Genomic DNA, 14,021 nt, shown 5'->3' with positions numbered 1-14,021 from the left:
TTCGGCGGTGGAGACTTCGGCGGCGGGGACGTCGGTAACGACTTCGGCGGCTTCTGAGCAAGAGGGCAAGCCGTGAAGGGTCCCTTCACGGTCGAATTGGCCGTGAAGGGACCCTTCACGGCCAACGGCCGCGTAAGTTGCCGGGGCCCTCACGCCGGTTGGCAGACGGGGCACCAGTAGAGGTTGCGGCCGGCGAGTTCCCGGTGCGCGACCGGCGTCCCACAGACCAGGCAGGGCTCCCCGGCCCGCCGGTAGACGTAGACCTCGCCGCCGTGCCGGTCCCGGCGCGGCGCCCGGCCGGTCACCTCGGGCAGGTGCTCGGCGGCGACCGTGTCGATCCGGCCCGAGCGCACTCCGGCCCGCATCAGGCCGACCAGGTCGGTCCAGATTTCCTTCCACTGCACGGCGTCCAGCTCCCGGCCCGGCAGCATCGGCGAGATCCCGTGCCGGAACAGCACTTCCGCGCGGTACACGTTGCCGACCCCGGCCAGCACCGACTGGTCCATCAGCAGGGCCGCCACCGACGTCCGGGACGCGGAGATCCGCTCCCAGGCCAGCTCGGGACGGGCGTCGCGGCGCAACGGGTCGGGGCCGAGCCGCGCCCTGATCGCGTCGACCTGGTCCGGGGTCAGCAGCTCGCACCGGTTCGGGCCCCGCAGATCCGTCCAGTGGGTGCGGCCCACGAGCCGCATCCGCACCTGCCCCACGGGGAGCGCGGCGGGCAGCGCCGCCTCGGTGAAGGTGCCGTACAGGCCGAGATGGACGTGCACGGCACCGAGATCGCCGTAGTAGTGAAACAGGTGCTTGCCGTACGCCTCCGCCCGGACGAGCACCTGGCCGTCCACTCGCGGCGCGTCGGCGAACTTGCCCTGCGGGCTCGTCACCGCGACCGGCGCGCCCGCGTAGCGCCGCTGGTGCAGGCGGGCGAGCCTGTGGAGGGTGTGCCCCTCCGGCATCAGGCGGGCAGCGGCGGCGGGGTACCCGTGCGCTCGTAGTCGAGCAGCTGCTGCACCCGGCGGCCGTGCCGCTCGTCGGGCGAGGGCGGGGTGTTCAGGAAGGCGTCGACGATGGCCTCGGCCTCTTCGACCGTGTGCATCCGCGCGCCGATGCCGATCAGCTGGGCGTGGTTGTGCTCACGGGCCAGCTGCGCGATCTCCGGCTTCCAGGCCAGCGCCGCGCGGGCGCCCTTCACCTTGTTGGCCGCGATCTGCTCGCCGTTTCCGGAACCGCCGAGCACGATGCCGAGGCTGCCCTCGTCGGCCACCACCCGCCGCGCCGTCTCGATGCAGAACGCCGGGTAGTCGTCGGCGGCGTCGTAGACGAACGGTCCGATGTCGGTCACTTCGTGGCCCTGCCCCTGGAGGTAGGCCACCAGATGGTTCTTCAGTTCGAAACCGGCATGGTCGGATCCCAAGTAGACACGCACGGCGTGGAGTCTGCCATCCCGCCCCCGGCCCGGCTCGCCGCGGGTACGGGCAGGACGGATGCCCGCACCGCCGCTACCGTCGGTGACCATGCGCTGGATCGCGATCGCGGACGGGGTTTTCGCCCGCCGCCACGAACACCTCGACCAGACCCTCGGGCTCGTCGTCGGCGAGGACCGCTGCCTGGTGATCGACACCGGTGGCGACGAGCTCCAGGGCGGGCGGTTCGCCGCGGCCGTGCGCGAGCTGACACCCCTGCCCTGGCTGGTGGTGCTCACGCACGCGCATTTCGACCACTACTTCGGCACCAGGGCGTTCCTGCCCTGCCCGGTGTGGGCGCACGAGCGATGCCGCACGGCATTGCTGCGCGACGCCGAGGAAGACCGGAGGGCGTGGGCACGGCGTTTCCGCGAGGAACACAAGCCCGAGCTGGCCGAGGGGCTGCTCCAGGCCGAACTCGTGCTGCCCACCGAGCTGCTCACCGAGGAGGCCGAGCTGGATCTCGGCGGCCGCCGGGTGCGGTTGATCCACCCGGGCCCCGGCCACACCGATCACGACGTGGCCGTCTGGGTGCCGGATGCCGAGGTGCTCTTCGCCGGTGACTTGGTCGAGCAGGGGGCCCCGCCCTCGGCGGGCCCCGACGCGGACCTCGCGGCCTGGCCCCGCGCGCTCGGAGAACTGCTGGCCCTGTCCCCCCGCGTCATCGTGCCGGGACACGGGGAACCGGTGGACGCCGCCTTCGTCCGGGCGCAGCGGGACGAACTCGCGGCACGATCGCCCCTTTAGGACCTGTGTCGATCAGTCGCCCAGCGCCCGTTCGTAGCGCACGAAACCGCTGAACTTCGCGACCCTGTCGTAGAGGGCGCGCGCCGGGGCGTTGTCCTGCTGCGTGTGCCAGTACAGCCGGGGAAGCCCCCGCCCACGCGCTTCGTCCGCCACGTACTCGATCAGTGCCCGCGCGGCTCCCCGGCCGCGTGCCGCCTCGTCCACGTACAGATCCTGCAGGTAGCACGCCCCCGGTGACCAGAACTTGGCGTGGAACAGGTAGTGGGCGATTCCGACGACCCGTCCGCCGAGCCGCGCGACCACGCCGTGCACGTCCTCACCCCGCACCAGCCTCCGCCAGGTCGCCTCGTACTCGGCCTCCGCAACCGGGGTGCGGTAGAAGTCCTTGTAGGCGCGGGCGAGCACCTCCCACCGTGCCCGGTCCCCGGCCCGCACCGGACCGACCTCCAGCGCACCCTCCACGAGCAGCTCCCTTCCCGTCGCTCCGGCCACTCCGGACTCGATGCCGGGATCGGGCCGCCGCCGGACGAGGCGGCCCGCCGTCATCCGTCCGGGTCAGTCGAACTTCAGCTCACCCATACGGGTTCGCTTCAGCTCGAAGAAGTCCGGGTAGCTCGCCAGCGCACGAGCGCCGTCGAACACCTTCACCGCGTCCTCGCCCCGGGGGATCGAAGTGAGCACCGGGCCGAAGAACGCGACCCCGTCGATGTGGATGGTCGGGGTGCCCACGTCCATCCCGACCGGGTCCATGCCCTCGTGGTGGCTCTTGTGGAGCGCCTCGTCGTACTCGGTGGACTCGGCGGCCGCGGCCAGCTCGTCCGGCGCGCCCACCGCCCGCAGTGCCTCCTTGGTCACCGAGGGGATGTCCTTGTTGCCCTGGTTGTGGTAGCGGGTGCCGAACTCGGTGTAGTAGTCGCGCAGCGCCTCTTCGCCCTGGGACTGGGCCAGCGCGATCGCGACGCGCACCGGACCCCACGCCTTGTCTATCAGCGCCCGGTACTCCTCGGACAGGTCCCGCCCCTCGTTCAGCACGGCCAGGCTCATCACCCGGAAGCGCAGATCCAGCTCGCGCTGCGCCTCGACTTCGAGGATCCAGCGCGACGTGATCCAGGCGAACGGGCAAACCGGATCGAAATAGAAGTCGACGCGGGTGCGCTCGGCAGCCATCGGTCTCTCCCTGTGCAGTAGTGGAATCCGCCAGGCATGATCAGCCTTCAACCCGCCCAACAGCCCATGTATGACGCTTGTTCCCCTGGGCATCCATGATTGGATAGCGGGATAACCGAAAACGACCATCGCTAGTGCTACGAGGTGCCTGTGCCCGCCCCTAACCTGACCCGCGACCAAGCAAAGCAGCGCGCCGAGCTGCTGGAGGTCGAGTCCTACGACATCGCTTTGGACCTCACCGACGGTCGCGGCGGTCCCGGCGTCAAGACGTTCGGGTCGACCACCACGATCCGGTTCGCCAGTGCGCGCGCCGGGGCCGGCTCCTGGATCGACCTCGTCGCCGACCGGGTCCGGTCGGCGACGCTCAACGGCCGGGCGCTGGACGTGTCCGGCTACGTCGAGGACGAGGGAATCGTCCTGCCGGAGCTGGCCGAGACCAACGAACTGGTGGTCGAGGCCGACTGCCGCTACATGAACACCGGTGAGGGACTGCACCGGTTCGTCGACCCGGTCGACGACGCCGTCTACCTGTACACGCAGTTCGAGACGGCGGACGCCAAGCGCATGTTCGCCTGCTTCGACCAGCCGGATCTGAAATCGGTGTACCGCCTGACGGTCACCGCCCCCAGCGACTGGAAGGTCGTCTCCAACGCGAAGGTGGCTTCCGCCGAGAAGACGCCCGAGGGGGCGACACGCACCGTCTTCGAGGTTTCCGAGCGCATCTCCACCTATCTGGTCGCGCTGATCGCCGGACCGTACGCGGAATGGCACGACCAGTACGTGGAATCCACGCCCGAGCGCGAGCTCGCCATCCCGCTCGGCATCTACTGCCGCGCCTCCCTGGCCGAGCACATGGACGCGGACCGGCTGTTCACCGAGACCAAGCAGGGTTTCGCCTTCTACCACCAGGCGTTCGCCACGCCGTACCCGTTCAGCAAGTACGACCAGCTGTTCGTGCCGGAATTCAACGCGGGTGCGATGGAGAACGCGGGCGCGGTCACCTTCCTCGAGGACTACGTGTTCCGCAGCCGCGTCACCCGCTACGCCTACGAACGGCGTGCGGAAACCCTGCTGCACGAAATGGCGCACATGTGGTTCGGCGACCTGGTGACCATGCGCTGGTGGGACGACCTGTGGCTCAACGAGTCGTTCGCGACCTTCGCCAGTGTGCTCGCTCAGGCGGAGGCCACGGAGTACAAGCACGCCTGGACCAGCTTCGCCAACATCGAGAAGTCCTGGGCCTACCGGCAGGACCAGCTTCCCTCGACGCACCCGATCGCGGCCGACATCGTCGACCTGGAAGCGGTCGAGGTGAACTTCGACGGCATCACCTACGCCAAGGGCGCGAGCGTGCTCAAGCAGCTGGTGTCCTATGTGGGGCTGGACAACTTCCTGGCCGGCCTGCGGGTCTACTTCGGCAAGCACGCCTGGGGCAACGCCACGCTGGCCGACCTGCTGGCCGCGCTGGAGGAGGCCTCCGGGCGTGACCTGTCCGGGTGGAGTGCGCAGTGGCTGGAGACCACCGGCCTCAACTCGCTGCGCCCCCGCTTCGAGACCGGTGAAGACGGCCGGTTCACCTCCTTCGAGGTGGTCCAGACCGGCGCGAAGCCCGGGGCGGGTGAGCTGCGCACGCACCGCATCGCCGTGGGCGTCTACGACGACGAGAACGGCAGCCTGGTCCGCGTGAACCGGGTCGAGCTGGACGTGACGGGCGCCGTCACCCCGGTGCCCGAGCTGACCGGCGCCGCCGCCGGGAAGCTGGTGCTGGTCAACGACGACGACCTGACGTACTGCACGATGCGCCTGGACCCGGGCTCGCTGACCACGCTGGTCGACCGGATCGCCGACATCACCGAGCCGCTGCCGCGCACCCTGTGCTGGTCGGCGGTCTGGGAGATGACCAGGGAAGCCGAGCTCAAGGCGCGTGACTTCCTCGCGATCGTCTCCCACGGCATCCAGGCCGAAACCGAGGTCGGCGTGGTGCAGCGGCTGCTGCTGCAGGCCCAGACCGCGCTGAACTCCTACGCGCAGCCCAGCTGGGCGGCCGAGCAGGGCTGGCCCTCCTTCACCGCCCGGATCCTGGAGCTGGCCCGGGCCGCCGAGCCCGGCTCCGACCACCAGCTGGCCTACGTGAACTCACTGACCGGCGCGGTGCTCGACGAGGCCACGCTCGGGGTCCTGGCCGGCTGGCTGGACGGGAGCGCGCCGCTGCCGGGGCTGACCGTGGACGCGGACCTGCGCTGGCGCCTGCTCACCGCACTGGTGGCGCATGGCAAGGCGGCCGAGGCCGAGATCGACGCGGAACTGGCCCGCGACGACACCGCGACCGGGCGGCGGCAGGCCGAAACGGCACGGGCGCTGCGGCCGAACGCGGAGGCCAAGGCCGAGGCGTGGCGGCGGGCGGTCTACGACGACGAACTGCCGAACGCGCTCAGCAACGCCGTCATCGCGGGCTTCTCGCACCCGGGTCAGAAGAGCCTGCTGGCCGGGTACGTCGGCACCTACTTCGAGGTGATCGACGAGGTGTGGCAGCGGCGTTCGAGCGAGCGGGCCCAGCCCACCGTGCTCGGGCTGTTCCCGGCTTGGGCGGTCGAGCAGCCCACCGTCGAGGCGGCCGACCGGTGGCTCTCGGACGAAACGCGGCCTGCCGCACTGCGTCGCCTGGTGTCCGAAGGACGGGCCGGCATCGTGCGCGCACTGGCCGCGCGCGAGTTCGACGAGAGCTGATCAAGCTCGAAGAAGCACGAAGGGAGCTCCGGCGCACTGCCGGAGCTCCCTTCGGCTGACGGCCCCGCTGCAAGCGGCTCCGCCGCTTTGAAACACCGCCTACGCGTGGCCTGCCTGGTCGGAGAGCATGCGGAGACCGGACACCAGGCCGCCGACGAGGTCGCCTTCCTTGAAGGAGGCGACCATGCTCATCACGGCCAGCTTCGCGCCGCGGTCGGGCAGGCGCGGGAGCACCTCGGTTCCGGTGACGACCTCGACCACACGCTCGCCGGGGGACACCGCGATCAGCACCGAGTTGCCCGCGCGCTCACCGATGGAGGCGTGCAGCTTCTCGGCGGTCACCCGGGTGTCGCCGCCGAGTTCGCCGAGGTAGACGCTGAAGTCGATGCCGGTCTCGCGGCTGGCCAGGGTCAGCGCCTCGTCCAGCCGGGCCAGCTGGCTGGTGCTGAACGGGCTGGACGGCGGAGCGGGCTCGTACATCTTGGCCACGGAGCGCCGTCCGGTAGCGGTAATCGCCACCCCGAACTCGGGCTCGGCCGACTCGACCTGCTGAATCACTTCACCAGCTGCCACGGGCACCTCCTGCTGCCGTTCCCGACGCGGTGCCGGAGTTGAGGGGCCGATGCGCCCCGATGCCTTCGGGGTTACCGCTCCACCACATGGGCGGGTACTCCCACGGCTGTCCCGGCCGGTACCTGGGGGTCCCGGTCAGCTTCGAGCGCAGCGTCACCAGGGCGGTCACCGCGTAGATCGCCGCCGGGATCACCGCGAAGACCAGGATCGTCTCACCGATGTTCACGCCCAAGAGAGTAGCGGGCGGGCCCGGCCGCCGCCGAGGGCGGCGAGCGAGGCGTGCGCCACGAAAAGGCCCGGTCCCCCGTGTGCCACGGGTGGGTTCCCGCGATGAGCCGAAGCCCCCTCCCGCGAAAGGTGGCAACGCAGCGTACAGCCGGTCCCACTGAGCGCGATCAGCTTGTTCCGGGGGTGAGATCCTCGTAGTTTTTCACCTGTACGGGCCTTGCGCCCCGCTCCCCTTCCCAATCGGTAGGCAATTCTGCCCCTGGAGGCCAGGCAATGATCGTCTTGACCACCCCCGCTCAGCGCAACAGCAACTACACTCAGTCACCGACCGTGGGCCCGGAGAGCCGCGGCACGCGGGTCACCCGCGGTACCCGCGTCACCAGGGGCACCCGGGTGACCGCCGGCACGCGGGTCACCCGCGGGACGAGGGTCACTCGTGGAACCCGGGTCACCGCCGGCACCCGCGTCACGCGCGGGACCCGCGTGACCAGGGGTACGCGCGTCACCTGCGGCACGCGCGTGACCGCCGCCTGAACCGGGAAGCACGAAAGGGAAAACCGCCGCGCCACGGACGATCCCCGTGCGCGCGCAGCACAGACGACGACGTCGGCTCGCCCCGGCCGCCTCAGGCAGCCGGGGCGCCGGTGCGTACGCTCAGACGGCCACGCCGAGGTAGGGCCGCCACAACGGATCCGCTTCCCCGGAGTGCACGAGCAGCCGCCAGTGCGGGCCGTGCGGCGCCGTGGGCACCACCCTCAGCTGCCAGCCCAGTTCCGACAGCAGCTTGTCCGCCTTGCGGTGGTTGCACTTCGCGCAGCAGGCCACACAGTTCTGCCAGCTGTGGGGGCCGCCGCGACTGCGCGGGATCACGTGGTCGATGGTTTCCGCCCGCCCCCCGCAGTAGGCGCAGCGGTACCGGTCCCGATGCATCAGCCCGGCGCGCGTGAGCGGCACCTGGGCCCGGTAGGGCACCCGCACGTAGGTCGACAACCGGATCACCGAGGGCACCGGCAGCGACACCGTGGCCGCGTGCACCGTGAGCCCCGCCGGATCGCCGTGCACGACCTCCGCCTTGCCGCACATCACCAGCACCACCGCCCTGCGCAGCGACAACGCCGTGAGCGGCTCGTAGGTGGCGTTGAGCAGGAGCACCCGCCGTCGTCCCCAGCCGGGGGCGGTGCCGGCCGCCGGATCCCGGCCTCTACGCTGTCCCGGCGGGCGGCCACCCCGGCCGCCGCCACGAGAAGGTGGCCCACTCGGATGGTGACCGCTGGGCACGGTCCCGCCCGGATAGGCGCACAGGACTACCTCCGGCGCCTGCCCGGCCACGATGTGGTCGGGGACGCCGAGGGGGATCGGTTGTCGGTCTGGCACTCGACCACCTCCACCGGTGCAGCCTTAGTCGACCACAGATCACCCCGGAAATGCACCTGTGTTAGAAGACATGTCCTGTGACATGCGTCCGGCGGGTGAGTGAAGCCGGGCCATCCCGGCGAGAAAGGGGCACGGCGACCACGTGAGCCAGCTGCTGACCGATCCCCCCCAGTGCATCAACGAGGTGGGCACCTGGTGCTACCAGGTGTTCAAGGTGACGCACAACGAGTGGCTGGCCGCCTCCGCGGGCTGGCTGGTGGCCAAGCCCCTCAAGATCCTGCTCATCCTGCTCGTGGCGGTGCTGATCCGGATCGTGCTCCGGAAGCTGATCGACCGGGTCACCGCGCTGCCCTCCGGCAACGGCCGCAAGCTGCCCGCGCTGCTGCGCCCCCTGCGGGAGCGCGCGCCGGAACTGCTCGGGCCGGTGGTGATCGAGCGCAGGCGCCAGCGGGCGAAGACGATCGGCTCGGTGCTGAAGTCGATGACCTCGTTCGTGGTGTTCGGGCTCGCGTTCATCCAGGTGCTCGGCGAGCTCGGCTACGACCTGGGCCCCATCCTCGCCTCCGCCGGGATCGTCGGCATCGCGCTCGGCTTCGGCGCCCAGAACCTGGTCAAGGACTTCCTGTCCGGGATCTTCATGATGCTCGAGGACCAGTACGGCGTCGGCGACGTGATCGACATCGGGGAGGCCAGCGGCACCGTCGAGTCGGTCGGCCTGCGCATCACCACCCTGCGGGACGTCAAGGGCACCGTCTGGTACGTCCGCAACGGCGAGGTGCTCCGCGTCGGCAACTCCAGCCAGGGCTTCGCCAACGCCGTGGTGGACGTGCCGCTGAGCTACACCACCGACGTGGACCGCGCCGTCGAGGTGCTCAGCGCGGCCGCCGTCACGGCCGTGGCCGCCGAACCGCTGTCCACGCAGGTGCTGGAACAGCCCGAGGTGCTGGGTGTGGAGAAGGTCACACCGGAGAGCATCGAGATCCGCATGACGGTGAAGGTCCGGCCGGGCAAACAGTGGATGGTGCAGCGTGCGTTGCGGGCGCGGATGATCGCCGCACTCGAGGAAGCCGGTTTCGAACCGCCGCTCGGCCGCTTCCTCGGCCAGGGCAACGCGAGCAGCACGGCACAATAGGGGGGTGTCCGAGATGAACGGTCAGGATCCGCAGACCTTCTACGAGGCCGTCGGCGGTGAACCGACGTTCCGCAAGATCGTCGCGCGCTTCTACGCGGAGGTCGCCGCCGACGAGGTGCTGCGCCCCATGTACCCGGAGGCCGATCTCGGACCCGCGGAGGAACGGCTGCGGCTGTTCCTCATGCAGTACTGGGGAGGCCCGCACACCTACTCCGAGCGGCGAGGCCATCCGCGGCTGCGGATGCGGCACGCGCCGTTCAGCATCGGCCCGCTGGAACGGGACGCGTGGCTGCGGGCCATGCGCATCGCCGTCGACGAGGCCGACCTGCCGAAACCGCTCGAAGAACAGCTGTGGCAGTACCTGCAAATGGCCGCCGACAGCATGATCAACACCTGGGGCTGACCCGCGTCGCATCTTCCCGCGCCGATGCCCCGCCGCCGGGGTATCCGCACCGCGCGCCGCCCCGGCGTACCCCGGTCTTGACGCCGATGGCACCTCCCTGCTGAAATCTGCGGCTTACGCAGGTAAACGATGGGTTTCACCCTGGTGTCGAGGTCTTGTAGGCCGGGTGTCCCACCCCTGAAGATGGGGGCGCTTGGAATCTCCTAGCGCCTCACCGTGTCCAACCCCTTGACCCGCCTGGGAGCCGCCGCGTGGGCTTCTTGTTCACTCGCCACGCCAGAAAAACTCAAGATCCGCATCGGTTCCTGGACAGTCCCGACGGGCCGGTTCCCGACGGCTACACCCCGGGGGAAGCCGTGCCCGGTGAGATCGCGGTGTACTTCGCCGACGACCCGCGCAAGCTCTACCAGTTGCGTCAGTGGCTCCCGGTGTTCGAACGGCTCGACGCCGAGCGGCCGGTGGTGATCATCACGCGCCACCCCCGGACCTACGCCGAACTCGGCGAGCTCACCGGGCTGCGCCGCGTGCTGGCACCGTCCTTCCCCGACCTGCAGAACCTGTACGAGACCAGCGACTTCAAGATCGCCGTGTACGTGAACAACTCCGTGCAGAACTTCCACTCGCTGCGGCAGCGCCGGATGCTGCACATCCACGTCAACCACGGCGAGAGCGACAAGGTCTGCATGGTGTCCAACCAGGTGAAGGCCTACGACCGCGTCTTCGTCGCCGGCGAGGCCGCGATCCACCGCCACCGGGCCGCACTGATCGGGTTCGACGAGGACAGGCTGGTGCCGGTCGGCAGGCCGCAGCTGGACCTGTCCCCCGAGCCGCTGCTGCCGGTGACCGACCGCCACACGATCCTGTACGCGCCCACCTGGGAAGGCGAGAACGCGTCGAACAACTACACCTCGGTGGACGTGTTCGGTCCCGAGATCATGGCGGCGGCGCTCGCGGTGCCCGGCACCCGGGTGATCTACAAACCCCACCCCCGCGTGTCGATCAGCCCGCTGCCGAGCATGGAGTCCGCGCACCAGCGCATCGTCGGGCTGCTCGAATCCGCCGCACAGCGCGACCCCGGCGCGGGCCACCGCTTCATCCCGTCCGGCGACATCCTCGCCGTCTTCGAGGGCTGCGACCTGATGATCACCGACGTCTCGTCGGTCGGCCTGGACTTCCTGTACCGCCGCGTCAGCCGCCCCCTGATGATCGCGGACCGGTACGACAACGCCACGCGCCTGCTCTCCGATGCGCCGATCAGCCGGTGCGCCGACGTCATCGCCCCGAGCACGGTCGCCGGCCTCACCGCGACCCTGACCGAACGGCTGACCTCCGACCCGCACCGCACGGCGCGGGAAACCATGCGCAAGTTCTACTTCGGCGACCTGGCCCCCGGGGAAAGCACCCAGCGCTTCCTCGCCGCCATCGCCGACGCGGCCGCCACCCGCGACCGCCTGCTCAGCCGCCTGGACGCGAGCCTCGCCGTCCTGCTCAACGAAACCACCGGGAGGTCAGCATGAGGAACGACGAACTGCAGGTCGTGATCCTGGCGGCGGGCATGGGCACCAGACTCGGCAGGCCGCTGCCCAAGCCGCTGACCCCGCTGGCCGACGGACGCAGCATCCTCCACCAGCAGCTCGGCAACCTTGCCGCCGCCTTCGGCGACCGCGTGAAGGTCACCGTCGTGGTCGGTTTCCGCCCGGACCAGATCATGGCCGCCGCCCCCGACGTCCGGTTCGCCTTCAACGAGCGCTACGAGCACACCAACACGAGCAAGAGCCTGCTCAAGGCCCTGCGCGGAACCTGCTCCGGCGGGGTGCTGTGGCTCAACGGCGACGTGGTGTTCGACCCCGAGCTGCTGCTCGAGATCGCGCCGGTGATCGCCCGGGACGAGACTTTCGTCTGCGTGAACACCGCCGCGGTGGGTGAGGAAGAGGTGAAATACACCGCAGACGTCGACGGATACGTGCACCGGCTGTCAAAATCGGTGATCGGCGGGCTCGGTGAGGCCGTCGGCATCAACTACATAGCGTCGGCGGACAAGCCGGCGCTGGTCAAGCACCTCGAGGCCTGTGACGACACCGACTACTTCGAACGCGGGATCGAGACCGCGATCGAGGCGGACGGACTGCGGGTGCGGGCGCTGGACATCTCCTCCTACTTCGTGGTGGAGGTGGACTTCGCCGGCGACCTCGAGCGTGCCAACGTGGAGGTGAGCAGGACCGTCACGTCCGCCGCGTGATGCCCCGCCGGGGCGCCGCGCAGCGGCGTCTCGGCGCGTTATGGACGGCAACAGAGTTTTCGGCCGGAGCCCCGTGCTCCTCGGGCACCGGGGCTGCGGCCGGGGAACCGTCAACGGCCATCAGGAGAACACCCTCGGTTCCTTCCTCGCCGCGGTGGACGCCGGCGTCGACTGGGTCGAGGTGGACGTCCGGCGGACGTCCGACGATCAGCTCGTAGTCGTGCACAATCCCGCGGGGCCCGACGGGGTCTTCTACGCCGACATCACCGCGCGGGAGGCGGCGGCCCGGGGCGCGCTGCGGCTCGAGGCGCTGCTGGCGGCGCTCCCGGACTCGGTGGGTGTCGACTTCGACGTGAAGACGTCGATGGAGGACGCCACCCGGGACAGGGCGGCCACCACGATGGGGCGGCTGGCCTCCATCGCGGTCCGCGAGGCACGGCGCCGCGAGGTGCTGGTCACTTCCTTCGATCCGGGTGCGCTCGACATCGCCCGGCAGCTCGCGCCCGGGGTGGCGCGGGGCCTGCTCACCTGGGTCGACTTCCCCATCGGGCACGCGGTCGCCGCGGCCGGGCACCTCGACGTGCAGGTGCTCGCGCCGCACTGGGGATCGCTGCGCCCGAACGACAAGGAACCGAAGGCGCTGCAACGGCCACTGGACTACGTGGTGGACCTGGTGCACGAGAGCGGGCGGGAGTTCCTCGCCTGGTGCCCGGGGGTCAAGTTCGCCCAGCGGCTGCTGGACGCCGGCGTGGACGCCCTGTGCGTCAACGACGTGCCGACGGTGGTGGCTTCCCTGCTGGCGGCACCGGCCCGGTCGTAACCGCTTTCGGCACGACGCTCGGGGCCGCGAAGGGATTCCCTTCGCGGCCCCGAGCGTCGTGGCAGGAGCAGCTAGAACAACAAGGGCAGCAGAGCCTGACGACGGCGGAGCACGGCGCCATACCGGGCGTCCAGGCGCAGCCAGGAAGCCGTCGCACTCACCCGCACCCTGTCGTCCGGAATCGACGAGTCGACAAATCCCATGCCGGACAGGGCGAACAGGCACCGCATCGGGATCTTGACCTCGATCCCGTCCCCCGCCACGGTGAGCACGGTCTGGTCCAGCAACGAGGCCGGCGGCGTGCCGTGCGGGCCTGCGTTCTCGCGGGCCAGCCGGACTCCCCGGTCGGTGAGCTCGCCGATCACGGAGACAGGTACGGTGTCCACCACGCGCCACTCGCCGCCGGTGGGCAGTTCCCCCCGCCACAGCAGATCCCGCGGCGGCCCCGGATCCATCCGCTCACCCCCGGCCACGGTCAGCGCCGCCAGCAGCTCGTTGCCCGAAACCGTCACGTCGCCCGGGCTGATCCCGCCATGCACCGCGCGGGTCGCCAGCGCATCGAACGGCGTCGCCACCCAGGCCTCCAGCACCCCGTCACCCCGGTTCCGCAGTCGTACGGCGCACTGGCCGTCCAGCCGCACCGCGCGGGCCACGAAGGCGCCCAGCGTCTCGCGATCGGCCGGGTCGGCCATGCGCAGTTCGGTCCCGGTGCTGGTGCGCTCACTCATCGGCGGTCTCCGTCAGCCTGGTGGCCAGAAAGGCCCGTTCGGCCTCCGTCAGGCGGCGTGGACGGCCGGTGCTCAGCTCGTACGGAGCCAGCACGGTCTCGGCGGTCACCGAGGGCTTGCCTTCGGCCAGCGGTCCACTGTAGACGCGGTAGTCCAGGGTCAGCGACGCGAATTTGAGCTCCCGCAAGGAGATTTCCACCCGGATCTCCTGACCGTCCACCACGATCGGGCTGTGGTAGTGCACGCCGAGCCGCACCACCACCATGCCCTTGGCGAACTCGGCCAGCCCGGCCCGGCCCGCCTCGTCGAACAGCAGCGGCACGCGGGCCTCTTCGAGCAACGTCACCAGATTCGCGTGGTTGACGTGCCCGAAGACATCCATGTCCGACCACCGCGGCCGGACCATCGCCACGTACACCC

At 70.3% G+C, this 14,021-nt stretch carries 16 protein-coding genes; 7 read left to right on the top strand and 9 right to left on the bottom strand.

What is annotated here, in order from left to right; all coding sequences use genetic code 11:
* Window positions 1–149: 149 nt before the first annotated feature.
* A complete protein-coding gene (locus FNH05_RS05165) occupies window positions 150–956 on the bottom strand; it encodes an Fpg/Nei family DNA glycosylase (protein WP_144586107.1) in 807 nt (268 codons plus the stop codon).
* Window positions 956–1,426 carry a ribose-5-phosphate isomerase gene (locus tag FNH05_RS05160; RefSeq protein ID WP_144586106.1) on the bottom strand — a complete coding sequence of 157 codons (471 nt, stop codon included), beginning with the start codon at window positions 1,424–1,426 and terminating at the stop codon, window positions 956–958. The genes FNH05_RS05165 and FNH05_RS05160 overlap by 1 nt, the downstream gene beginning before the upstream one ends.
* Window positions 1,427–1,514: 88 nt before the next feature.
* Between FNH05_RS05160 and FNH05_RS05155 the strand changes: the two genes are divergently transcribed.
* On the top strand, window positions 1,515–2,210 hold the full coding sequence (locus tag FNH05_RS05155; protein WP_144586105.1) for an MBL fold metallo-hydrolase: 696 nt from the start codon (window positions 1,515–1,517) through the stop codon (window positions 2,208–2,210).
* Window positions 2,211–2,222: 12 nt separating this feature from the next.
* On the opposite strand, the gene FNH05_RS05150 is transcribed toward FNH05_RS05155, so the two are convergent.
* Together FNH05_RS05150 and FNH05_RS05145 are read right to left on the bottom strand one after the other, a co-directional pair.
* On the bottom strand, window positions 2,223–2,756 hold the full coding sequence (locus FNH05_RS05150; RefSeq protein WP_144586104.1) for a GNAT family N-acetyltransferase: 534 nt from the start codon (window positions 2,754–2,756) through the stop codon (window positions 2,223–2,225).
* A gap of 9 nt (window positions 2,757–2,765) precedes the next feature.
* Entirely contained in the window at window positions 2,766–3,377 is a 612-nt protein-coding gene (locus FNH05_RS05145; RefSeq protein WP_144586103.1) for a mycothiol-dependent nitroreductase Rv2466c family protein, read from the bottom strand.
* A 150-nt stretch (window positions 3,378–3,527) separates the two neighbouring features.
* On the opposite strand from FNH05_RS05145, the gene pepN reads away from it, so the two are divergent.
* Window positions 3,528–6,104 carry an aminopeptidase N gene (gene pepN / locus FNH05_RS05140; RefSeq protein WP_144586102.1) on the top strand — a complete coding sequence of 859 codons (2,577 nt, stop codon included), beginning with the start codon at window positions 3,528–3,530 and terminating at the stop codon, window positions 6,102–6,104.
* A gap of 99 nt (window positions 6,105–6,203) precedes the next feature.
* Here pepN and FNH05_RS05135 read toward each other — a convergent pair whose 3' ends face one another.
* The 3 genes from FNH05_RS05135 to FNH05_RS05120 form a co-directional block, all read right to left on the bottom strand.
* Window positions 6,204–6,677: a DUF5130 family protein gene (locus FNH05_RS05135; protein WP_144586101.1), complete on the bottom strand. Its 474-nt coding sequence runs from the start codon at window positions 6,675–6,677 to the stop codon at window positions 6,204–6,206.
* Window positions 6,664–6,903 (bottom strand): aa3-type cytochrome oxidase subunit CtaJ, encoded by a 240-nt coding sequence (ctaJ, locus tag FNH05_RS05130; protein WP_144586100.1) that lies wholly within the window; start codon window positions 6,901–6,903, stop codon window positions 6,664–6,666. The genes FNH05_RS05135 and ctaJ overlap by 14 nt, the downstream gene beginning before the upstream one ends.
* A gap of 656 nt (window positions 6,904–7,559) precedes the next feature.
* Window positions 7,560–8,057 carry an HNH endonuclease gene (locus FNH05_RS05120; protein WP_144586110.1) on the bottom strand — a complete coding sequence of 166 codons (498 nt, stop codon included), beginning with the start codon at window positions 8,055–8,057 and terminating at the stop codon, window positions 7,560–7,562.
* 364 nt (window positions 8,058–8,421) lie between these two features.
* On the opposite strand from FNH05_RS05120, the gene FNH05_RS05115 reads away from it, so the two are divergent.
* From FNH05_RS05115 to FNH05_RS05095, 5 genes are all read left to right on the top strand, one after another.
* On the top strand, window positions 8,422–9,411 hold the full coding sequence (locus tag FNH05_RS05115) for a mechanosensitive ion channel family protein (RefSeq protein WP_144586098.1): 990 nt from the start codon (window positions 8,422–8,424) through the stop codon (window positions 9,409–9,411).
* 13 nt (window positions 9,412–9,424) lie between these two features.
* Window positions 9,425–9,814: a globin gene (locus tag FNH05_RS05110; protein WP_144586109.1), complete on the top strand. Its 390-nt coding sequence runs from the start codon at window positions 9,425–9,427 to the stop codon at window positions 9,812–9,814.
* Between the two features lie 251 nt (window positions 9,815–10,065).
* Window positions 10,066–11,331, top strand: a complete 1,266-nt coding sequence (locus FNH05_RS05105) for a CDP-glycerol glycerophosphotransferase family protein (protein WP_144586097.1) — start codon at window positions 10,066–10,068, stop codon at window positions 11,329–11,331.
* Complete coding sequence (locus FNH05_RS05100) at window positions 11,328–12,053, top strand: phosphocholine cytidylyltransferase family protein (RefSeq protein WP_144586096.1); 726 nt, start codon at window positions 11,328–11,330, stop codon at window positions 12,051–12,053. The genes FNH05_RS05105 and FNH05_RS05100 overlap by 4 nt, the downstream gene beginning before the upstream one ends.
* A gap of 40 nt (window positions 12,054–12,093) precedes the next feature.
* Window positions 12,094–12,873, top strand: a complete 780-nt coding sequence (locus FNH05_RS05095) for a glycerophosphodiester phosphodiesterase (RefSeq protein ID WP_144586095.1) — start codon at window positions 12,094–12,096, stop codon at window positions 12,871–12,873.
* Between the two features lie 71 nt (window positions 12,874–12,944).
* Here FNH05_RS05095 and FNH05_RS05090 read toward each other — a convergent pair whose 3' ends face one another.
* Together FNH05_RS05090 and FNH05_RS05085 are read right to left on the bottom strand one after the other, a co-directional pair.
* Window positions 12,945–13,601, bottom strand: coding sequence for a DUF8010 domain-containing protein (locus FNH05_RS05090; RefSeq protein WP_144586094.1), 657 nt, complete (start codon window positions 13,599–13,601; stop codon window positions 12,945–12,947).
* Window positions 13,594–14,019 carry an acyl-CoA thioesterase gene (locus tag FNH05_RS05085; RefSeq protein WP_144586093.1) on the bottom strand — a complete coding sequence of 142 codons (426 nt, stop codon included), beginning with the start codon at window positions 14,017–14,019 and terminating at the stop codon, window positions 13,594–13,596. Before FNH05_RS05085 ends, FNH05_RS05090 begins: the two co-directional genes overlap by 8 nt.
* Window positions 14,020–14,021 lie beyond the last annotated feature (2 nt).

The organism is Amycolatopsis rhizosphaerae, assembly GCF_007713715.1.
Classification (GTDB): Bacteria; Actinomycetota; Actinomycetes; order Mycobacteriales; family Pseudonocardiaceae; genus Amycolatopsis_E; species Amycolatopsis_E rhizosphaerae.
The sequence above is the reverse complement of the archived record's forward strand: the minus strand, read 5'-3'. Positions and strand labels throughout refer to the sequence as shown.